19 protein-coding genes are annotated in these 19,327 nt (G+C 72.6%); 6 read left to right on the forward strand and 13 right to left on the reverse strand.

The window, feature by feature from the left end; translation table 11 throughout:
• Window positions 1-57: 57 nt before the first annotated feature.
• From UIS43_RS11595 to UIS43_RS11615, 5 genes are all read right to left on the reverse strand, one after another.
• On the reverse strand, window positions 58-2,370 hold the full coding sequence (locus tag UIS43_RS11595; protein WP_071622628.1) for a polyribonucleotide nucleotidyltransferase: 2,313 nt from the start codon (window positions 2,368-2,370) through the stop codon (window positions 58-60).
• Window positions 2,371-2,675: 305 nt separating this feature from the next.
• Entirely contained in the window at window positions 2,676-2,945 is a 270-nt protein-coding gene (rpsO, locus tag UIS43_RS11600; RefSeq protein ID WP_013154592.1) for a 30S ribosomal protein S15, read from the reverse strand.
• A gap of 264 nt (window positions 2,946-3,209) precedes the next feature.
• Window positions 3,210-4,157, reverse strand: coding sequence for a bifunctional riboflavin kinase/FAD synthetase (locus UIS43_RS11605; RefSeq protein ID WP_013154593.1), 948 nt, complete (start codon window positions 4,155-4,157; stop codon window positions 3,210-3,212).
• Between the two features lie 167 nt (window positions 4,158-4,324).
• Window positions 4,325-4,609, reverse strand: coding sequence for a type II toxin-antitoxin system RelE/ParE family toxin (locus UIS43_RS11610; RefSeq protein ID WP_013154594.1), 285 nt, complete (start codon window positions 4,607-4,609; stop codon window positions 4,325-4,327).
• Window positions 4,606-4,896, reverse strand: a complete 291-nt coding sequence (locus UIS43_RS11615) for a type II toxin-antitoxin system Phd/YefM family antitoxin (RefSeq protein ID WP_013154595.1) — start codon at window positions 4,894-4,896, stop codon at window positions 4,606-4,608. The genes UIS43_RS11610 and UIS43_RS11615 overlap by 4 nt, the downstream gene beginning before the upstream one ends.
• Before the next feature lie 209 nt (window positions 4,897-5,105).
• On the opposite strand from UIS43_RS11615, the gene UIS43_RS11620 reads away from it, so the two are divergent.
• On the forward strand, window positions 5,106-5,954 hold the full coding sequence (locus tag UIS43_RS11620; protein ID WP_013154596.1) for an alpha/beta fold hydrolase: 849 nt from the start codon (window positions 5,106-5,108) through the stop codon (window positions 5,952-5,954).
• Between the two features lie 20 nt (window positions 5,955-5,974).
• Here the strand turns inward: UIS43_RS11620 and truB are convergent, their stop codons facing one another.
• From truB to rimP, 7 genes are all read right to left on the reverse strand, one after another.
• Entirely contained in the window at window positions 5,975-6,862 is an 888-nt protein-coding gene (gene truB / locus UIS43_RS11625) for a tRNA pseudouridine(55) synthase TruB (RefSeq protein ID WP_370013161.1), read from the reverse strand.
• A gap of 54 nt (window positions 6,863-6,916) precedes the next feature.
• Window positions 6,917-7,360, reverse strand: coding sequence for a 30S ribosome-binding factor RbfA (gene rbfA, locus UIS43_RS11630; RefSeq protein WP_013154598.1), 444 nt, complete (start codon window positions 7,358-7,360; stop codon window positions 6,917-6,919).
• A 2-nt stretch (window positions 7,361-7,362) separates the two neighbouring features.
• Window positions 7,363-7,659, reverse strand: coding sequence for a DUF503 domain-containing protein (locus UIS43_RS11635; protein ID WP_013154599.1), 297 nt, complete (start codon window positions 7,657-7,659; stop codon window positions 7,363-7,365).
• Between the two features lie 103 nt (window positions 7,660-7,762).
• Window positions 7,763-10,801, reverse strand: a complete 3,039-nt coding sequence (gene infB / locus UIS43_RS11640; protein ID WP_370013162.1) for a translation initiation factor IF-2 — start codon at window positions 10,799-10,801, stop codon at window positions 7,763-7,765.
• A 212-nt stretch (window positions 10,802-11,013) separates the two neighbouring features.
• The gene (locus tag UIS43_RS11645) at window positions 11,014-11,337 is read right to left on the reverse strand and encodes a YlxR family protein (protein ID WP_081461755.1); all 324 of its coding nucleotides are present in this window, start codon (window positions 11,335-11,337) and stop codon (window positions 11,014-11,016) included.
• A 13-nt stretch (window positions 11,338-11,350) separates the two neighbouring features.
• The gene (gene nusA / locus UIS43_RS11650) at window positions 11,351-12,364 is read right to left on the reverse strand and encodes a transcription termination factor NusA (protein WP_013154601.1); all 1,014 of its coding nucleotides are present in this window, start codon (window positions 12,362-12,364) and stop codon (window positions 11,351-11,353) included.
• Window positions 12,365-12,388: 24 nt separating this feature from the next.
• A complete protein-coding gene (gene rimP, locus UIS43_RS11655) occupies window positions 12,389-12,871 on the reverse strand; it encodes a ribosome maturation factor RimP (RefSeq protein WP_013154602.1) in 483 nt (160 codons plus the stop codon).
• Window positions 12,872-13,204: 333 nt separating this feature from the next.
• On the opposite strand from rimP, the gene UIS43_RS11660 reads away from it, so the two are divergent.
• Together UIS43_RS11660 and UIS43_RS11665 are read left to right on the forward strand one after the other, a co-directional pair.
• Complete coding sequence (locus UIS43_RS11660; RefSeq protein WP_041552842.1) at window positions 13,205-13,705, forward strand: hypothetical protein; 501 nt, start codon at window positions 13,205-13,207, stop codon at window positions 13,703-13,705.
• A gap of 38 nt (window positions 13,706-13,743) precedes the next feature.
• Window positions 13,744-14,196, forward strand: coding sequence for a ferritin-like domain-containing protein (locus tag UIS43_RS11665; RefSeq protein ID WP_013154604.1), 453 nt, complete (start codon window positions 13,744-13,746; stop codon window positions 14,194-14,196).
• Between the two features lie 240 nt (window positions 14,197-14,436).
• Here the strand turns inward: UIS43_RS11665 and UIS43_RS11670 are convergent, their stop codons facing one another.
• The gene (locus tag UIS43_RS11670) at window positions 14,437-16,173 is read right to left on the reverse strand and encodes a proline--tRNA ligase (protein ID WP_041552843.1); all 1,737 of its coding nucleotides are present in this window, start codon (window positions 16,171-16,173) and stop codon (window positions 14,437-14,439) included.
• Window positions 16,174-16,335: 162 nt separating this feature from the next.
• On the opposite strand from UIS43_RS11670, the gene UIS43_RS11675 reads away from it, so the two are divergent.
• From UIS43_RS11675 to UIS43_RS11685, 3 genes are all read left to right on the forward strand, one after another.
• A complete protein-coding gene (locus UIS43_RS11675) occupies window positions 16,336-17,205 on the forward strand; it encodes a spermidine synthase (protein ID WP_013154606.1) in 870 nt (289 codons plus the stop codon).
• A 97-nt stretch (window positions 17,206-17,302) separates the two neighbouring features.
• Window positions 17,303-18,514 (forward strand): sensor histidine kinase, encoded by a 1,212-nt coding sequence (locus UIS43_RS11680; RefSeq protein WP_013154607.1) that lies wholly within the window; start codon window positions 17,303-17,305, stop codon window positions 18,512-18,514.
• On the forward strand, window positions 18,511-19,179 hold the full coding sequence (locus tag UIS43_RS11685; RefSeq protein ID WP_013154608.1) for a response regulator transcription factor: 669 nt from the start codon (window positions 18,511-18,513) through the stop codon (window positions 19,177-19,179). The genes UIS43_RS11680 and UIS43_RS11685 overlap by 4 nt, the downstream gene beginning before the upstream one ends.
• The last annotated feature ends 148 nt before the right edge of the window (window positions 19,180-19,327 follow it).

Here is a 19,327-nt window from a genome sequence, read left to right on the forward strand (position 1 = left end):
AGGATACGCGCCGGGGCGGCCGCACCCAAGGTGCGACCGCCCCGGCGTCGGTCAGGATCAGGTGTTCTCCGAACGCCCGCCCGAGCTGCGGCGGCGGCGACGGCGCGGGGCGTCCCCGCCGTTCTTGTCGCCGCCGTCCTCCTCGGCCGGGGAGCCCTCGTCCTCAGCGGCGGGAGCCGCGGGAGCGGCCTGGGCCGACTCGGCCTCCACGACCTCGACCGGGACCAGCGACAGCTTGCCGCGGTCGTCGATCTCGCGGATCTCGACCTGGATCTTCTCGCCGATGCTGATCACGTCGTCGAGGTTCTCGATCCGCTTGCCGCCGTGCAGCTTGCGGATCTGCGAGATGTGCAGCAGGCCGTCCTTGCCGGGCAGCAGCGACACGAACGCGCCGAACGTGGTCGTCTTGACGACGGTGCCCAGGTAGCGGTCACCGACCTCGGGCATCGTCGGGTTGGCGATCTGGTTGATCGTGTCCCGCGCGGCCTCGGCCGAGGGGCCGTCGGTGGCGCCGATGTAGATCGTGCCGTCGTCCTCGATGGTGATCTCGGCGCCGGTGTCGTCCTGGATCGAGTTGATCATCTTGCCCTTGGGGCCGATGACCTCGCCGATCTTCTCCACCGGGACCTTGACGGTGAGGATGCGCGGAGCGTTCGGGCTCATCTCGGCCGGGCGCTCGATGGCCTCCTGCATGACGTCGAGGATGGCCAGGCGGGCGCCGCGGGCCTGCTGGAGCGCGAGCGCCAGCTGCTCGGCGGGGATGCCGTCGAGCTTGGTGTCCAGCTGCAGGGCCGTGATGAGCTCGCGGGTACCGGCGACCTTGAAGTCCATGTCGCCGAACGCGTCCTCGGCGCCCAGGATGTCGGTGAGGGTGACGAACTCGTCGCCCTCGCTGATCAGGCCCATGGCGATGCCCGACACCATCTCCTTGAGGGGCACGCCGGCCGCCATCAGGGACATGGTGGAGGCGCAGACCGAACCCATCGAGGTGGAGCCGTTGGAGCCCAGGGCCTCCGACACCTGACGGATGGCGTAGGGGAACTCCTCGCGGGCGGGCAGGACCGGGAGCAGGGCGCGCTCGGCGAGGGCGCCGTGCCCGATCTCGCGCCGCTTGGGCGAGCCCACCCGACCGGTCTCACCGGTGGAGTAGGGCGGGAAGTTGTAGTTGTGCATGTAGCGCTTGGTCTTGTCCGGGTTGAGCGTGTCAACCGTCTGCTCCATGCGCAGCATGTTGAGCGTGGTGACACCCATGATCTGGGTCTCGCCGCGCTCGAAGAGGGCCGAGCCGTGCACCCGCGGCAGGACGCCGACCTCGGCGCTCAGCTGGCGGATGTCCTTGGGGCCGCGGCCGTCGATGCGGATCCCGTCGCGCAGCACGCGCTCGCGCATGAGCTGCTTGCTCAGGGAGCGGAAGGCGGCGCCGATCTCCTTCTCGCGGCCCTCGAAGTCCTCGGCGAGCTTCTCGGCGGCCGAGGCCTTGACGCGGTCCAGCTCGGCCTCGCGGTCCTGCTTGTCCGCGATGGTCAGCGCCTTGGACAGCTCCTCGCGGACGGCGCCCTCGACGGCGGCGTACACGTCGTCCTCGTAGTCGAGGAAGATCGGGAACTCGCCCTGCTCGCGGCTGGTCTGGTCGGCGACGGCCTGCTGGGCCTTGCACAGGACCTTGATGAAGGGCTTGGCGGCCTCCAGGCCCTCGGCGACGGTCTGCTCGTTGGGGCCGACGGCCCCCTCGGCGACCAGCTTGAGGGTGCGGACCGTGGACTCGGCCTCCACCATCATGATGGCGACGTCGCCGTCGGCCAGGACGCGACCGGCGACCACCATGTCGAAGGTGGCGTTCTCCAGCTCGGCGTGGGTCGGGAAGCCCACCCACTGGCCGTCGATGAGGGCGACGCGCACGCCGCCGATCGGGCCGGAGAAGGGCAGCCCGGCGATCTGGGTGGACATCGAGGCCGCGTTGATGGCGACGACGTCGTACAGGTGCTCGGGGTGCAGGGCCAGGACCGTCTCGACGATCTGGATCTCGTTGCGCAGGCCCTTCCTGAACGACGGGCGCAGCGGCCGGTCGATCAGGCGGCAGGTGAGGATGGCGTCCTCGGAGGGACGGCCCTCACGCCGGAAGAAGGAGCCGGGGATGCGGCCCGCGGCGTACATGCGCTCCTCGACGTCCACCGTCAGGGGGAAGAAGTCGAGGTTCTCCTTGGGGCGCTTCGAGGCGGTGGTGGCGGACAGGACGACCGTCTCGTCGTCCAGGTACACCGTGGCCGATCCGGCGGCCTGGCGGGCCAGGCGACCGGTCTCGAAGCGGATGGTGCGGGTGCCGAAGGAGCCGTTGTCGATGACGGCTTCGGCCGAGTACACGCCCTCCATGGGCGACCTCCTACTACACGTGTTCGCGTTCGTGGCGCCCGGCACGCGAGGCGTGCCGGCGCTCGTTGTTCGTCTTCCCGCGTCCGTGCCCCGGAGTTGATGACGGCCGGTCATCGATCGAAGCCCACGGCATGCCCTGAGGGGAATGTCCGGGGACCACTACCGAGGACCGGCCCCGACTCTGCGCCGGGGTGGGGAGCGGGTGGTTCTCACTGTGGAACCGGGGTGGACGGCGGCGCATGACCACCGTCGTGTCACACCTTACTAACAAAGCGGGAGCGGCCGAAGCCACTCCCGCCGACAACCTAGCGGCGCAGACCCAGACGCTCGATGAGCGAGCGGTAGCGGGTGATGTCCTGCTTGGCGATGTACTTGAGCAGACGGCGGCGGCGACCGACCATCAGCAGCAGGCCGCGGCGGCTGTGGTGGTCGTGCTTGTGGCCCTTGAGGTGCTCGGTCAGCTCGGTGATGCGGTGCGTGAGCAGCGCGACCTGGACCTCGGGGGAACCGGTGTCACCCTCGCCGGTGGCGTACTCGGCGATGATCTTCTCTTTGGTGGCGGTGTCGATCGACACGTCGCTCCTTCACTGGAAAGTCGGTACGCGGTGTGGAACCCGGTGCGCGACCGGGAACAGACGCGGTGACCGCGCGTACGAACAGTCACCGTCGCGTGTGGTGCGCGGCCCGCCGCCGACGGCGTGGGTGCGCCGCGCTCCCCCGGCGACGGTACGCGCGGAGGCGACCGGCCGTGGGCACACGTGGACAACGACCACCCTACCGCAGAGCACGAGGTGGCGGACCGTGGCCGGGCACGGGTGGGGTCTCCCCCGCTCCGCGCCCTACCCGGCGCGCAGGACCTCGCGGCAGCGGTCGACGTCCCGGCGCATGGCGACGATCAGCTCGTCGATGCTGTCGAAGCGCTCCTGACCGCGGATGTGCACCGTGAAGTCCACCGTCATGCGCAGCCCGTACAGGTCCAGGTCGTCGCGGTCCAGGGCGTAGGCCTCCACGGTGCGCTCGGCGCCGTCGAACGTGGGGTTGCTGCCCACGGAGATGGCGGCGGGCCAGCGCGACTCCTGCCCCGGGGCGGGCTCGGAGCGGTGGAGCCAGCCCGCGTAGACGCCGTCGCCGGGGACGGCGGTGTCGGGGAGCAGGTCCATGTTGGCGGTGGGGAAGCCCAGCAGCTCGCGGCCGCGCGCGGCGCCGTGCACGACCTCGCCCCCGACCCGGTGCGGGCGGCCCAGCAGCTCGGCGGCCCCGGCCACGTCGCCCTCGGCGAGCAGCCCCCGCACGCGCGTGGAGGTGATGGTGTCGCCGTCCGCGACCAGGGCGACCCCGTCGGCGGTGAAGCCGTACTCGGCGCCCAGCGCGGCCAGCGCGGCGACGTCGCCCGAGGCGCGGTGGCCGAAGCGGAAGTCCTCGCCCACGACCACGGCCGCGGCGTGCAGGCGGTCGACCAGGACGCGCTGGACGAACTCCTCCGGGGTCAGGGAGGACAGGTCCTTGGTGAAGGGCAGGACGCACACGGCGTCGGCGCCGTACTCGGTCAGCAGCTCCACCCGCCGCTCCAGGGGGGTGAGCACCGGCGGGGTGGTGCCGCGCAGCACCGTCTGCGGGTGGGGGTCGAAGGTCACCACGGTGACCGGGAGGCCGAGTTCGCGCCCGTGCCCGACCGCGGTCTCCAGGATGGCCTGGTGGCCACGGTGCACTCCGTCGAACACGCCGACCGCCACCACGGAGCGCCCCCACCCGGAGGGAACGCCCTCCAGCCCGTCCCATCGCCGCACGTCCGGCTCCCCTGCTCGTCGCTGCTCGTGGTCCGCGCGGAGCCCGTGGCGCCCAGCGCGCCCGGAACCCGCACGAACCAAGGGTGCCACGTCCGCGGGTCCCCCACCGACACAAGGGGTGTGTGGCCCAGCACACGCCGGACCACCGCTCCAGCGGATACCGAAGGTCAGCGCCCGACCGAGTAGTGGTAGGCGTCGGCCCGCCCCCGAATGTCGCAGACGACGATGACGCCCTTGTCGTCGTCTATGCCGAATCGAATCCTGTAAGTGGCACGGCGGGCGACCCGTTCCTGACCGTAGGGGGGATTGAGTCGTTTCCCCACTTTGCGGGGGTTCTCCCTGAGGTCTCCCCGAATCAGCTCCCATGCCGCCGTGGCCACCTTGTCAGGCAACGTCTCGGACAGGGCACGGCGCGCGGTACGGGCCAGGACGATTTCGTACCGGTCGCTCACGTTTCCGTCTCCCTGCGCGCACGTTCTCGCATGAGCTCGGCCATCTCGTCACCGGTGACCACGTCCCCGCGTTCGTACTCCTCCTTCGCCCGGGCCAGACTCGCCTGCTCCTCCGGACTGTCCAGAAGGGCGAAGGTCTCCATCATCGACTCGTAGTCGTCCACGGAGATCACCACGGCACTGGGCCTGCCGTTGCGGGTGATGGTGACGGCGTCGTGCGTTCTCTCCACCTCATCGACGATCTTGGACAGGTTGTTTCTGGCCTCGGCCAGCGGAAGCGTCGTCATGGCGTGAATTCCAGCCAATCGTGTCGCGGGTTGTACATCATTCACGCCAGTCCGCTCTCTTCGTATGGCGGTTACGGGAAGTCCCGTCGCCCGGGAGGAACTGGAGGACGCCGGGCTCCGCCGCGGCTGAGGCCCGGGCGCGCGCCCGGCCGCTCCGCCCGCGGCGGAGCCGGGTTGGCACACGTGCGCGGGGCGGTTACCGTGCACCGATGGCGATGATCGACACGGGTGCGACCCGACTGGCGTACGACGAGGCCGGTTCCGGTCCCGCGATCGTTTTCGTGCACGCCGGTGTGGCCGACCGGCGCATGTGGGACCACCAGTTCACCGAGTTCGCGAAGACCCACCGGGTGGTCCGCTACGACTGGCGCGGCCACGGCGGCTCCGCCGACCACGAGGGCCCCGTCGACCACCACGAGGACCTGCTGGCCCTCATGGACGCCCTGGAGATCGACCGGGCGACCCTGGTCGGCGCCTCCTTCGGGGGCGCCTACTGCGTGGACGCGGCGCTGGCCGCCCCGGAACGGGTGGGGGCACTGGCCCTGGTCTGTCCGGGAATGTCAGGGCACGAGTGGCCGGAGGTCTTCGTGCGCGAGGCGCGCAAGATGGTGCTGGGCGCCGTCCCCCACGAACGCCTGGAGGTGTACCGGGCGGGACGCGCCGACCCCGATCCCGGGGACGTGGCGGCGATGGCCGAGGCCCAGGCCCGGTTCATGGTGCTGGGCCCCGGGCGGGTGCCCGAGGACCTGCCGCCGGAGGCCTGGGACCTGGTGCTGCTCATGCTGCGCGAGATGTTCGCCCGCGAGTGGTCCGGGCCGGTCGCCACCACCCGCTGGCCGGAGCGGCCAGCCAGCGACCGCCTGGGCGAGATCGCCGTGCCGACGCTGGTGGTGAAGGGGATGTCGGAGATCGCCCAGGTACGGGAGGTCGCGGACCTGTACGCCGGGGGCGTGCCCGGGGCGCGGCTGCTGGAGATGCCCGACACCGGCCACCTGCCGTCCGTGGAGCGCCCCGGCGAGCTGACCGCGGCCCTCGCCCGGTTCCTGGGGACCGCCTGACCGGGCGGGTCCGCGCGGGGTCAGGCGGGTTCGAAGACCACCACGGGCTTCATGTGGTCGCGGCGGTTCTCCCCCAGGGCGATGACGCGGCCGTCCTGGGCGAAGAGGCCGACCGGGCCGCTTCCGGACTCGTCCGGCTCGATCCGGTTGCCGTGCCGGATCCGCTGCTCCTCGTCCCCGCTCAGGGCGCGCGCCGGGAAGGCCGCGGCCACGGCCTCGGCCAGCGGGACCTGCGTGAACTCCTCGGCCAGCTCGTCCAGCGTGCGCGCCCGGGACAGGTCGTAGGGGCCCACCCTGGTACGCCGCAGCGCCGTCAGGTGCCCGCCCACGCCCAGGTCGGCGCCCATGTCACGGGCCAGCGCACGGATGTAGGTGCCGCTGGAGCAGGTGACGGAGGCGTCCACGTCCACGAACTCCCCGTCGGCGTCAAGGACCCGGCGCACGTCGGTGACCGTGAACTCCGCGACGGTGACCGTGCGGGCCTTGAGGGCCACCTCCTTGCCCTCGCGCGCCGACTTGTAGGCGCGCTTGCCGTCCACCTTGATCGCGCTGACCTGGGGCGGAACCTGCTGGATCTGCCCGGTGAGCCTGCCGACGGCGGCGCGCACGGCCTCCTCTCCGACCCCGGAGGCGTCCGCGCGCACGAGGGGCTCGCCCTCGGCGTCGTCGGTGTTGGTCGTCAGACCGAGGCGGATCGTCGCCTCGTAGACCTTCTCCGTCAGGGTCAGGTGGCCCAGGAGCTTGGTGCCCTTCTCGATGCCCAGCACCAGGACCCCGGTGGCCATCGGGTCCAGGGTCCCCGCGTGGCCGACCCTGCGGGTGCGCGCGAGCCCGCGCGTCCTGGCGACCACGTCGTGCGAGGTCCAGTCGGCGGGCTTGTCGACGACCACGACGCCGCTCTCGGCCATGGTGCTCCCTCGGGGTGAAGGGCGGCGGCGCGGTCCGCGCCGCCGCCGGGGGTGTTACTCGTCCTCGTCGCGCTCGTCCTCGCGGGGCGCCCGGTAGGGGTCGGCCTCGCCCGCGGGCTTGGCACCGCTGGCCCTCTCGGCCAGCTCCGCGTCCGACTGGCGCGCCTTGAGCAGGAGTTCCTCGATGTGCTGGGCGTTCTCCTGCACCTCGTCGACGACGAAGGCCAGGCTCGGCGTGTGCCGGATGCCGGTCTGGCGTCCCACCTCGCTGCGGATCACGCCCTTGGCGCTCTCCAGGGCGGCGGCGGAGGCGGCCTTCTCGTCCGGGGTGCCGAACACCGTGTAGTACACCGTGGCGTCCCGCAGGTCGGCGGTGATGCGCGCGTCGGTCACGGTGACGAATCCCAGGCGCGGGTCCTTGATGCGCCGGTCCAGCATCTCGGCGACGATGCGCTGGATGCGGTCGGCGATCTTGCGCGCGCGTGCGGCGTCAACCATCGTCAGTCTTCCTCTTCGTTGAAGAGCCGCTGCCTGGCGGAGAGCAGCTCCAGTTCGGGACGGCCCGCGACGAAGCTCTCGCAGGAGTCCATCAGCTCCCGGGCGTGCGCCGCCGTCGGCGCGACCACCGCGACACCGATCTTGGCCCGGCGGTACAGGTCCTGGTCTCCCGCCTCGGAGACCGAGACCGAGAACTTGCGGCGCAGCTCGGAGACGACGGGTCGGACCAGCGAACGCTTCTGTTTGAGCGAGTGGACGTCACCGAGAAGGACGTCCAGGGTCAGCGCCCCAACGTACAAGTGATCACCTGTGGTGTGTGGAGTTGTCCGCCGCTGTCGGCGGCGTGAAACGCGGGGCCCCGGCCGCACGGCCGGGGCCCCGTCTGGTCATGCTCCGCGAGGATCAGTCGCGGGGCTTCTCCTGCATCTCGTACGTCTCGATGACGTCCTCGACACGCAGGTCGTTGTAGCCGACGCCGATACCGCACTCGAAGCCCTCGCGGACCTCGGTCGCGTCGTCCTTGAACCGACGCAGGGACTCCACGTTGAGGTTCTCGGAGATGACGACCCCGTCGCGGATGAGCCGCGCCTTGGAGTTGCGGCGGATCAGGCCGCTGCGGACGATCGAACCGGCGATGTTGCCGATCCGCGGCACCTTGAAGACCTCGCGGATCTCCGCGCTGCCGAGCTGGACCTCTTCGTAGATCGGCTTGAGCAGACCCTTGACCGCGGCCTCGACCTCGTCGATGGCCTGGTAGATCACCGAGTAGTACCGGATGTCCACGCCCATGCGGTCGGCCAGCTCGCTGTTCTTGCCCTCGGGCCGAACGTTGAAGCCGACGATGATCGCCTCGGCGGAGGCCGCCAGGTTGATGTCGTTCTGCGTGATCGCACCGACACCGCGCCCGATGACCCGGATGCTCACCTCGTCGCCACCGGCGTCGATCTTGAGCAGGGACTCCTCCAGCGCCTCGACGGAACCGGACATGTCACCCTTGATGAGGAGGAGCAGCTCGGAGCGCTCGCCCTCCTTCAGGGCGTTCTGCCAGTTGTCGAGGGTGACCCGGCGGGCCGAACGCGCCTGCTGGGCGAAGCGCTCGCGCGCCTCGCGCTGCTGGGCGATCTGCCGCGCCACCCGGTCGTCCTTGACGACCAGGAAGTTGTCACCGGCGCTGGGAACGTTGGTCAGACCCAGCACCTGCACCGGACGGGACGGCTCGGCGCTCTGCACGTTCTGGCCGTGCTCGTCGAGCATGGCGCGGACGCGGCCGAAGGCGTCACCGCAGACGATCGAGTCACCGACGTTGAGCGTGCCGCGCTGGACCAGCACCGTGGCCATGGAACCGCGACCGCGGTCCAGGTAGGCCTCGATGGCCAGACCCTGCGCGTCCATCTCCGGGTTGGCCTGGAGATCGAGCGCTGCGTCGGAGGTCAGCACGATCGACTCGAGCAGGGCGTCGATGTTGTCGCCCTTGAGTGCGGAGATGTCCACGAACTGGACGTCGCCGCCGTACTCCTCGGCCACCAGGCCGTACTCGGTGAGCTGCGCGCGGACCCGCTGCGGGTCGGCGCCCTCGACGTCGATCTTGTTGACCGCGACCACGATCGGCACCTCGGCCGCCTTGGCGTGGTCGATGGCCTCCGCCGTCTGCGGCTTGACGCCGTCGTCGGCGGCCACGACCAGCACCGCGATGTCGGTGACCTTGGCACCGCGGGCACGCATGGCGGTGAACGCCTCGTGACCCGGGGTGTCGATGAAGGTGATCTTGCGCTCTTCGCCGTCCACCTCGGTGGCGACCTGGTAGGCACCGATGTGCTGGGTGATACCGCCGGCCTCGCCGCTGACGACGTTGGTCTTGCGGATGGTGTCCAGCAGTCGGGTCTTACCGTGGTCGACGTGACCCATGACGGTGACCACCGGCGGACGCGGACGCAGGTCCTCCGCGGTGCCCTCGTCCTCGCCGAACTCGATGGAGAAGGACTCCAGCAGCTCGCGGTCCTCGTCCTCCGGGCTGACGACCTCGATCCTGTACTTGAGCTCCTCGCCCAGCAGCATCAGGGTCTCGTCCGGAAGGGACTGGGTCGCGGTGACCATCTCACCCAGGTGCATCATCACCTGGACGAGCGACGCCGGGTTGACGTCGATCTTGTCGCCGAAGTCCGACAGCGAGGCGCCGCGGGACAGGCGGATGGTCTGGTCGTTGCCGCTCGGGATCTTGACGCCGCCGAACGACGGGGCCTGGAAGTCGTGGAACTCCTGGCGCCGCTGCTTCTTGGACTTGCGGGCACGTCCGGGACGGCCGCCGGGGCGTCCGAACGCACCGGCCGTACCGCCGCCGCGACCGCGGCCACCGCCGCCGGGACGGCCACCGAAGCCACCCGGACGACCGCCGCCACCGCCGACACCGCCGGGACGCGGACCGGAACCCGCGGGGGCTCCCCCGCGGCCACGGCCACCGCCGCCGCCGGGACGGCCGCCGCCACCGCCGCGACCGCCACCCGCGGGTGCGGCCGGACGGGACGAGGGCATGTTCATCGGGCTGGGACGCGGACCGCCGGGCCGGGGACCGGGACGCGGGGGACCCGCGGCACCGCCCGGACGCGGAGCGCCCGCCGCACCGCCGGGACGCGGGGCGCGCTGCTCGCCGCCGCCCTGCGGACCGGGACGCGGACCCGGACGGGGACCGCCCGGACGCGGAGCGCCCGCCGCACCGCCGGGACGCGGGGCGCGCTGCTCGCCGCCGCCCTGCGGACCGGGACGCGGACCCGGACGGGGACCGCCCGGACGCGGAGCACCGCCGCCGGGCCGCGGGGCGGCCGGCTTGGAGCCCATGCCGGAGGCGTTGGACGCGAACGGGTTGTTGCCCGGACGGGGACCGGACGGGCGCGGGCCGGGACGGGGCCCGCCGCGCTCGGAACGGTCGCCGCGCTCGGGGCGCTCACCGCGCTCGGGACGGTCGCCGCCGCGCTGGGCGCGGTCGGGACGGCCACCCTCGGGACGGCCACCCTCGGGACGACCGCCCTCGGAACGGCCGCCGGGGCCCGCCGGGGCACCGGGCTTGGGGGCGCCGCCGGGGCGGGCGCCGGCCTCGCCGCGGGGAGCCTTGGGGCCGGGCTTGGGCGCGTTCGCACGCGGAGCGGCCTCGCTCTGCGGGCTCGGCTTGGGCGCGGGGCTCGGCCTGGGGCCGGGCTTGGGGGCCGGACCCGGCTTCGGGGCGGCACCGTTGTCCGCGGCGGGACGCGGGCCGGGCCTGGGAGCCGAACCCTTGCGACCGCCGTCGGAACCGTTGTTGAAAGCTTCCTGGAGGCGTCGTACGACGGGGGCCTCTATGGTCGAGGACGCCGAACGGACGAATTCACCCATCTCGTTGAGCTTGGCCAGAACGGCCTTGCTCTCTACACCGAACTCCTTGGCGAGTTCATATACCCGGACCTTCGCCACTACTCTCCTTCAGCTTCGGTCCGGGACATGGGCTTGTGCCGGACCGTCGTTAGCTCGAGTTACTCATCGCTGCGTACTCATCAGGCGCTCATCGCAATCTCGACCTGCTTCCTCATCGCTACACAACAATGGGCCAGCTTCTGCGTGCCGACACAGCACTGGACGCCGACCTCGGTCCGTACAACCCAGAAGTCGGTCCAGACATTCCAACCCTATCGGGAACGTTGACCCGATCCGCCACGCGGGGCGGCGTCGATCAGGGCCGCCACGGGTGAGACGTCCCACCCGTCGGCGCCCGCTCCCCTCCGGTAGGCGCGTGACCAGGCCCTGCGCCGTTCGGCGAGCTCGAAGCACCGCCGATCGCGGTGCAGGTAGGCGCCGCGCCCCGGAAGACGACCCCGGGTGTCGGGCGTGATGACCGTGCCCTCGGCCACCAGCCGCACGAGGTCGGACTGGACTGCCCGCGACCGACACCCCACGCAGGTACGCACGGGGCGGTCGGGACCGTCATGGGCCACCCTATCGCGTCGAGGCATGAGCGCGACCCGATCAGCCCGTCGCGGCGGTGTCGTCACCCTCGGCGGCGCCCTCCCGTTCCGGCTCACCGGCGGGCTCGGCGTCGGAGCGGATGTCGATGCGCCAGCCGGTCAGACGTGCGGCCAGACGGGCGTTCTGGCCCTCCTTGCCGATCGCGAGGGACTGCTGGTAGTCGGGCACGATCACGCGGGCGACGCGGGAGGCCATGTCGAGGATTTCCACGGAGTTGACCCGCGCCGGGGACAGGGCGTTGGCGACGAACACGGCCGGGTCCTCGGAGTAGTCGACGATGTCGATCTTCTCCCCGTGGAGTTCGGCCATGACGTTGCGGACGCGGCTGCCGAGCGGGCCGATGCAGGCGCCCTTGGCGTTGACCCCGCCGCGGTTGGAGTGGACGGCCATCTTGGTGCGGTGGCCCGCCTCCCGGGCGATCGCCGCGATCTCCACGGTGCCGTCGGCGATCTCGGGGACCTCCAGCTCGAAGAGCTTGCGCACCAGGTTGGGGTGCGTGCGCGAGAGGGTGACCGAGGGGCCGCGGTGGCCCTTGCGGACCTGCACCACGTAGGCGCGCAGGCGCTCGCCGTGGGTGTAGGTCTCGGTGGGCACCTGCTCCTGCGGGGGCAGGACCGCCTCGATCTTACCGAGGTCCACCAGCACGTTGCGGGGGTCCTTGCCCTGCTGGATGATGCCGGAGACGATGTCGTGCTCGCGCCCGGCGAACTCGCCCAGGGTCAGCTCGTCCTCGGCGTCGCGCAGACGCTGGAGGATGACCTGCTTGGCGGTGGAGGTCGCGATGCGGCCGAACCCGGTGGGGGTGCCGTCGAACTCGCCGACGGACTCGCCGTCCTCGTCGGTCTCGGCCACCCACACGGTCACGTGGCCGGTGGAGCGGTTGAGCTCGACGCGGGCCCGCTTCTCCGGGCCCTCCTCGCGGTGGTAGGCGATCAGAAGCGCGTCCTCGATGGCCTTGGCCACGAGTTCGACGGAGATGTCCTTCTCGCGTTCCAGGCTGCGCAGAACGCTCATGTCAATGTCCACGGGGCTCCCCCTCTAGTCCGCCGCGTCGGTGTCGGCATCGTGGCGGAATTCCACCTGGACCCTGCCCTTGCCGAGTTCGGCGTGGGTGAAGGTGCGGGGCTGGCCCTCGACGTCCAGGGTGACCCCGTCGTCGTCGGCGCCGGTGACGCGCCCGGTGACCTTGCCGCCCTCGGCGAGGGAGGCGATCACCAGGCGGCCTCGGGAACGGCGCCAGTGCCTCGGCTGGGTCAGCGGGCGGTCCACCCCGGGCGAGGTGACCTCCAGGACGTAGGGCTGCGCGCCCATGACGTCGGAGGAGTCCAGCAGGGTGTTCACCTCCTGGCTGACCTCGCCGACCGTGTCCAGGTCGACCCCGTTGTCGGAGTCCACGACCACGCGCAGCACCCGTCGCTTGCCGGCCGGTGTGAGTTCGACGGCCTCCAGGTCCAGTCCGGCCTCGGCCAGTACCGGCTCCAGCAGCTCGGCGATGCGCTCCTCGCGCGCCTGCGCTCCCATGTGGTCCTGCTCCTCCAACGGCGAAGATCCCGCCCGCGCGGCCTTCGGGCCGGTGTACGGGGCGGTCCAGCTCTGTACGTAGTCTTCGACTTCAGCGGCCCGCCCCCCGGTGCGGGGACGCGGGCCGACCGCACGTCGCGTGCGACGGCGGTTGTGCTGCAAGGGTATCCACACCCGGAACCCCTCCAGGTCGCCGTCGGTGGCCGGGGCGCGTCGGCGCGTGGCCTCCGGGGCGCGGCCACGCGGCGGCGTCCCCCGCGCGGTACGGGACGTGGAAGGATGGGGGCCGGGGGGCCGCCGCGGGCGGTCCCCACCGCACGGGAGGGAGAGCGCGTGGGGATCGGCTGTGTCAGCCGTCGCACGGTGCTGGGCGCGACGGCCGCTGTGGGCGCCGTGGGCCTGGCCGGGTGCGGCGGTACCGAGTGGTACCCCTCCGACGTGACCCCGGACGTGTACGTACTGCGCGCGGTGGTCCGGGAGAAGGAGCGGATGATCGCGCGCTACGAGGCCGCGGTCGCCGAGGGGACGGGGCCGGTCGAACTGCTGGAGCGGTTCCTGGAACACCACCTCTCCCACCTGGACGCGCTGCTGGAGTCCCTGCCCGAGGACACCCCCTCCCCCTCCGCTGAGCCCTCCGGCGGCCCCTCCTCCCCCGAGGAGGCCCCCGTCGCGGAGACGGCGCCGGGGACGGCGGCGCTGTGCGTACTGGAGGCCGCGGCGACCGGCGCCCGGCTGGACCAGGCGGGCGCCGTCACCGACTCCGCGCTGGCGCAGCTGATCAGCGCGATCGGCGCGTGCGAGGCGGGGCACGCCCACCTGCTGGCCCAGGAGTAGTGGCGGCGCACACCCCCAGACGGAAGGCAGGTAGCAAGGTGAGCGAGAGCCCCGCGTCCGCCGGCGAGGAGCCGGACGCCGGTCCCCAGGCGCTGGCAGAGGCGCTGCGCGCCGAACACGCGGCCGTGTACGGGTACGAGTTCATCGGCGGGGCCGCCGAGGACGAGGACCGGCGCGACCGCGCGGGGAGCAGCGCCCACGAGCACAAGGCGCTGCGGGACGCGCTGCACGCGGCGGCGGTGGAGCGGGGCGTGGACCCGCCGCCCGCGCTGGCCTCCTACCCGGTCGCCGACGAGTACGGCGACGAGGCCGTCGACGCCTACGCCGCGGGGCTGGAGCAGGCCGCCGCGCGCGCCCACCTGTGGCTGACCGCCTCGCGGGACACCGACCTGCGGGTGACCGGCGCCCGGGCGCTACAGGAGACGACCGTGCGCCTGCTGGAGTGGGGCGGGGCGCTGGACGCCCTGCCCGGTTTCGACGAGGCCGGTTAGCCCGGCGGCCGGGACCGAGCCCCTGGCCACGGTGTCGGATGGCCCCGCCCGCGCGGGCCTCTTCTCCGACGGGGGTCCAGGCCCAGGTGCCGAGCGGTCCCGTCCGCGCGGGGGCCACGGCACGACGGAGGCCGGGGCCGGTGGTGTCGGCGGGCGGCCCGGGGAGTGCCAGCGACAGGCCGCGGGCGGGAGGGGCGGGGTCCGCGATCTCCTCGCGGACCCCGCCCCTCCCGTCACCCGCTACGCGCGGCAGGCGGCGACGGCGCGGTCCACGATCTCGGCCAGGGCGACCTCCTCGCGGTCGCCGGTGGCGCGGTCGCGCAGCTCCACCAGGCCGTCCTTGAGGCCGCGGCCGACGATGACGCCGGTGGGGACGCCCAGGAGTTCGGCGTCGGTGAACTTGACGCCGGGCGAGACGCCCTTGCGGTCGTCCACGAGGACGCGCAGGCCCCTGGCCTCCAGCTCCCGGGCGATCCGCAGCGCCTCCTCGATCTGCTCTCCCTTGCCGGTGCCGACCACGTGCACGTCGGCGGGCGCCACCTCGCGCGGCCAGACGACGCCCTTGTCGTCGTGGGACTGCTCGACGACCGCGGCGACGGCGCGCGAGACACCGATGCCGTAGGAGCCCATGGTGATCCGCCGGGGCTTGCCGTCGGGGCCCAGGGCGTCCACCTGGAAGGCGTCGGTGTACTTGCGGCCCAGCTGGAAGATGTGGCCGATCTCGATGCCGCGCGCGGTGTACAGGGTCCCCCTGCCGTCGGGCGAGGGGTCGCCGTCGCGCACCTCGGCGACGTCGATGGTGCCGTCGGGGACGAAGTCGCGGCCCGCGACCAGTCCGACGACGTGGTGGTCGGCCTCGTCCGCACCGGTCACCCAGGAGGTGCCGGTGACCACCCGGGGGTCGACCAGGTAGCGGACCTTGTTGTCCAGCAGCGCGCGGGGGCCGATGTAGCCCTTGACCAGGAAGGGGTTGGCCGCGAAGTCGGCCTCCTCCAGCAGGGCGACCTCGGCGGGCTCCAGCGCCGCCTCCAGGCGCTTGAAGTCCACCTCACGGTCGCCGGGCAGGCCGACGGCCAGCAGCTCCCACTCCTTCGCACCGGGCGCGCGGGTCTTGACCAGGACGTTCTTGAGGGTGTCGGCCTCGCTGAAGTCGCGGCCCAGCCCGGCGCCGTTGAGGAAGTCCACCAGGGTCTGGATGGTGGCGGTGTCCGGGGTGTGGTGGACCGCGGCCTCGGGCAGCCCCTCGACCGGCAGCGCCTCGGGGGCCGGGACGGCCACGGCCTCGACGTTGGCGGCGTAGTCGGACTCCGTGCTGCGCACGAAGGTGTCCTCGCCGGTCGGGGCGACGGCCAGGAACTCCTCCGAGGCCGATCCGCCCATGGCGCCCGACGTGGCCGACACGATCACGTACTCCAGGCCCAGCCGGTCGAAGACGCGGATGTAGGCGGCGCGGTGGTCGGCGTAGGACGCGCGCAGGCCCTCGTCGTCGATGTCGAAGGAGTAGGAGTCCTTCATGTGGAACTCGCGGCCGCGCAGCACGCCCGCGCGGGGACGCGCCTCGTCGCGGAACTTCTCCTGGATCTGGTACAGCGTGACCGGGAAGTCCTTGTAGGAGGAGTACTCCCCCTTGACCAGGAGTGTGAACAGCTCCTCGTGGGTGGGGCCGAGCAGGTAGTCGGCGCCCTTGCGGTCCTTGAGGCGGAACAGGGTGTCGCCGTACTCCTCCCAGCGCCCGGTGGCCTCGTAGTACTCGCGGGGCAGCAGCGCGGGCAGGAGCACCTCCTGGGCGCCGATGGCGTCCATCTCCTCGCGCACGATCCGGGCGACGTTCTCCAGGACGATCTTGCCCAGGGGCAGCCAGGTGTAGACGCCGGGTGCGGCCCGGCGCACGAACCCGCCCCGGACCAGCAGCTTGTGGCTCGGCACCTCGGCGTCCGCCGGGTCCTCACGCAGGGTGCGCAGGAACAGGGTCGACATCCGCAGTAGCACGGCCACTCCTCGTGGGATAAGCAAAGGAATCTGCAATGCCAAGAAAGACCTTGGCGGCTCAAAAAAACCTGGGTTCCCCAGGCTAGCGCGATCACGGACACGCTCGCTCGGGCCTGTGCGTAGTCTTGGGGCCGACGAACGGAGGCGGACGTGGGCAGACGCGGCGCGCGGAGGGAAGCGGCGCCCGGCGGGGACGGCGAGGACGCCGTGCACGACGGGAACCCGGGCACGGAGCTGCTCGCCGACGCCGACCGGCCCGACTCGTGGTTCCTGGTCGTGGACGGTACGCCCCAGTCCCACGTGGACCTGGCCGACCCCTCCTACCTGGACTTCTCCTACATGCGCCGCATCGCGCACGCGGCCGACCTCGTGGCGCCGCCGGAGGAGGCCGTGGACGCCCTGCACCTGGGCGCGGGCGCGCTGACGCTGGCCCGCTACGTGGCGCACACCCGCCCCGGCTCACGGCAGCGCGCGGTGGACGTGGACGCGCCCCTGGTCGAGATGGTGCGCAGGCGGCTGCCCTGGGACCGCAGGGCGCAGCTGCGCGTGGGCGTCGGCGACGCCCGGGAGTGGATCGCCGCCCGGCACACCGACAGCGCGGACCTGGTGGTCAGCGACGTGTTCTCGGGCGCGCGCACCCCGGCCCGGCTGACGTCGGCGGAGTTCTACGCCGAGCTGGCGCGCGTCCTGCGGCCGACCGGGATGCTGGTGGTCAACATCGGCGACGGCGGGGGCCTGGCCCACACCCGGGGCCAGGTGGCGACCGCGCGCACGGCGCTGCCGCACACCGCGCTGTCGGCCGAGCCTGGCGTGCTGCGCGGGCGGCGGTTCGGCAACCTGGTCCTGACGGCCTCGCACAGCCCGCTGCCCGTGGAGGAGCTGGGCCGCCGGGCGCACCGGGACCCGGAGATGGCCCGCCTCCTGGAGGGCGGGGAGCTGGACCGCTTCGTCTCGGGCCGGTCCCCCGTGCGCGACGCCGACGCCGTGGACTCCCCGGCTCCGCCGGACGACGTCTTCTAGCCCGGCGGTGGTCTACTCCCCGGGGAGTAGACCACCGCCGGAAAACCCTCCCCCGGGGTGACGGCCTCCCCGAGGGGTCCCCCGTACTGTCGGGGTTGTGGCAGCACTACTCCTCCGCCCCGCGCGCACCGACGTCTGGCTCGCGTTCGGCCTGCTCGCCGCCTCCACGGGCAGCACGGCGCTGGTCAGCGCGCTCCAGCGGGAGGCGGGGGCGGTCAACCCCTGGCCGTGGGGCCACGCGCTGATCCTGGTGGCCTGCCTGGCCGTCCTGTGGCGCACCGCCTACCCGTGCGTGGCCGGGCTGGTGTCGGTCGTCGCCTCCACCGTGTACTACCCCCTGGGCTTCCCCGACGGCATGGTCATGCTGTGCACCGCCGTCATGCTCTACACCCTGGTGCGCTGGGGGTACCGCGTGTTCGGCTGGACGCTGGGCGTGGGCCAGTTCGTGGCCGTCAACAGCTACGAGTTCCTCATGACGGGGACCTTCCGGCCCGAGGCGATCGGCATCGTCGGCTGGGTGCTCGTCCTGCTGTGCACGGGCGAGGTCGTGCGCTGGCGGCAGGAGTACCTGCGGGCCGACCACGAGCGCGAGGCCGAGTCCCTGCGCACCCGGGAGGAGGAGCTGCTGCGCCGGGCCTCCGAGGAGCGCGTCCGGCTGGCCCGGGACGTGCACGACACGGTCGCGCACAACATCTCCCTCATCAACGTGCAGGCGGGCACCGCCCTGTACCTGATGGAGACCGAGCCGCAGCGGGCCGCGGAGGCGCTGGCCACCATCAAGCAGACCAGCAAGGACACCCTGGTCGAGCTGCGCGGCATGCTCGGCGTGCTGCGCGCCGTGGACGAGGCCGCGCCGAGGTCGCCGGTCCCCGGGCTGGACCGCCTGGAGGAGCTGGCCGAAGGCACCCGCCGCGCGGGGATCGACGTGGTCGTGGAGGTCAGCGGTGTGCCCGGGCACCTGCCCGTGAGCACCGAGTCGGCCGCCTACCGCACGGTCCAGGAGGCGCTGACGAACGTGGTCCGCCACTCCGGGGCCTCCTCGGCGCGGGTGGGCATCGAGCACCGCGCGTCCTGGCTGGTCGTGGAGGTCACCGACGACGGCGCCGGGACCGTCGGGCCGCCGGCGGCGGGCAACGGCATCACCGGGATGCGCGAACGCGCCGCCCTGGTGGGCGGCACGGTGGACGCGGGCCCCCTGCGGGAGGGAGGATTCCGGGTGCGCGCCCGGCTCCCGCTCGACGGCGCCGGACCGGACCGCGGGGCACAGGCCGTCCCCTCCCCCGACACCGACGAAACGAGGCCCCGTTGATCCGGGTACTGCTCGCCGACGACCAGGCGCTGGTACGCGCGGGGTTCCGCGCTCTGCTGGACAGCGCCCCCGACATCGAGGTGGTCGCCGAGGCCGCCGACGGCGAAGCGGCCGTCCGGCTGGCCCGCGCCGAACGCCCGGACGTGGTCCTCATGGACATCCGCATGCCCGGTGTGGACGGCCTGGCCGCCGCCGGGCGCATCCTGGCCGATCCCGCCCTGGAGGCGACGCGGGTCGTCATCCTCACCACGTTCGACCTGGACGAGTACATCTTCGAGGCGCTGCGCGCGGGCGCCAGCGGGTTCCTGGTCAAGGACACCGAGCCCGGGGACCTGCTGCGGGCGGTGCGGGTGGTGCACGGCGGCGAGGCGCTGCTGTCGCCGGGCATCACCCGGCGGCTGATCGCCGACTACGCGCGCCGGCCGCCGAGCGCGCCCGACCCGTCGGTCCGGCTGAACGGGCTCACCGAGCGCGAACGCGAGGTGGTCGCCCTGGTCGGCGGCGGACTGTCCAACGAGGAGATCGCCGCCCACCTCGTGCTCAGCCCGGCCACCGCCAAGACCCACGTGAGCCGGGCCATGGTCAAGCTGGGGGTGCGCGACCGCGCCCAGCTGGTCGTCATCGCCTACGAGACCGCCCTGGTCACCCCGAAGTGGAGCCGGTGAGGACGGACCGCGTGCGCCCGGGAGCGTTTCCGGGGTCGCCCCGGGGCCGCCTCGGGGTCGTCCCCTACGCCCGCGGGAGTACCTCCGCCGCCGCCCCTACCCTCGGAGGGGGCGGCGAGGAGCCCCCGCCGGGACGATGCGCCCGCCC

Origin of the sequence: Nocardiopsis sp. LDBS0036 (genome assembly GCF_041228755.1) — a bacterium.
Taxonomy (GTDB): Bacteria; Actinomycetota; Actinomycetes; order Streptosporangiales; family Streptosporangiaceae; genus Nocardiopsis; species Nocardiopsis dassonvillei.

Bases quoted from the DNA above. Each gene is read 5' to 3' on its own strand.
- UIS43_RS11645 (WP_081461755.1), bottom strand. From the start codon at position 11,337: ATGCCTCGACGCGATAGGGTGGCCCATGACGGTCCCGACCGCCCCGTG.
- rimP (WP_013154602.1), bottom strand. From the start codon at position 12,871: ATGGGAGCGCAGGCGCGCGAGGAGCGCATCGCCGAGCTGCTGGAGCCG.
- nusA (WP_013154601.1), bottom strand. From the start codon at position 12,364: ATGAGCGTTCTGCGCAGCCTGGAACGCGAGAAGGACATCTCCGTCGAA.
- UIS43_RS11620 (WP_013154596.1), top strand. From the start codon at position 5,106: ATGGCGATGATCGACACGGGTGCGACCCGACTGGCGTACGACGAGGCC.
- truB (WP_370013161.1), bottom strand. From the start codon at position 6,862: ATGGCCGAGAGCGGCGTCGTGGTCGTCGACAAGCCCGCCGACTGGACC.
- UIS43_RS11595 (WP_071622628.1), bottom strand. From the start codon at position 2,370: ATGGAGGGCGTGTACTCGGCCGAAGCCGTCATCGACAACGGCTCCTTC.
- UIS43_RS11670 (WP_041552843.1), bottom strand. From the start codon at position 16,173: ATGTCGACCCTGTTCCTGCGCACCCTGCGTGAGGACCCGGCGGACGCC.
- UIS43_RS11615 (WP_013154595.1), bottom strand. From the start codon at position 4,896: ATGACGACGCTTCCGCTGGCCGAGGCCAGAAACAACCTGTCCAAGATC.
- rbfA (WP_013154598.1), bottom strand. From the start codon at position 7,360: ATGGTTGACGCCGCACGCGCGCGCAAGATCGCCGACCGCATCCAGCGC.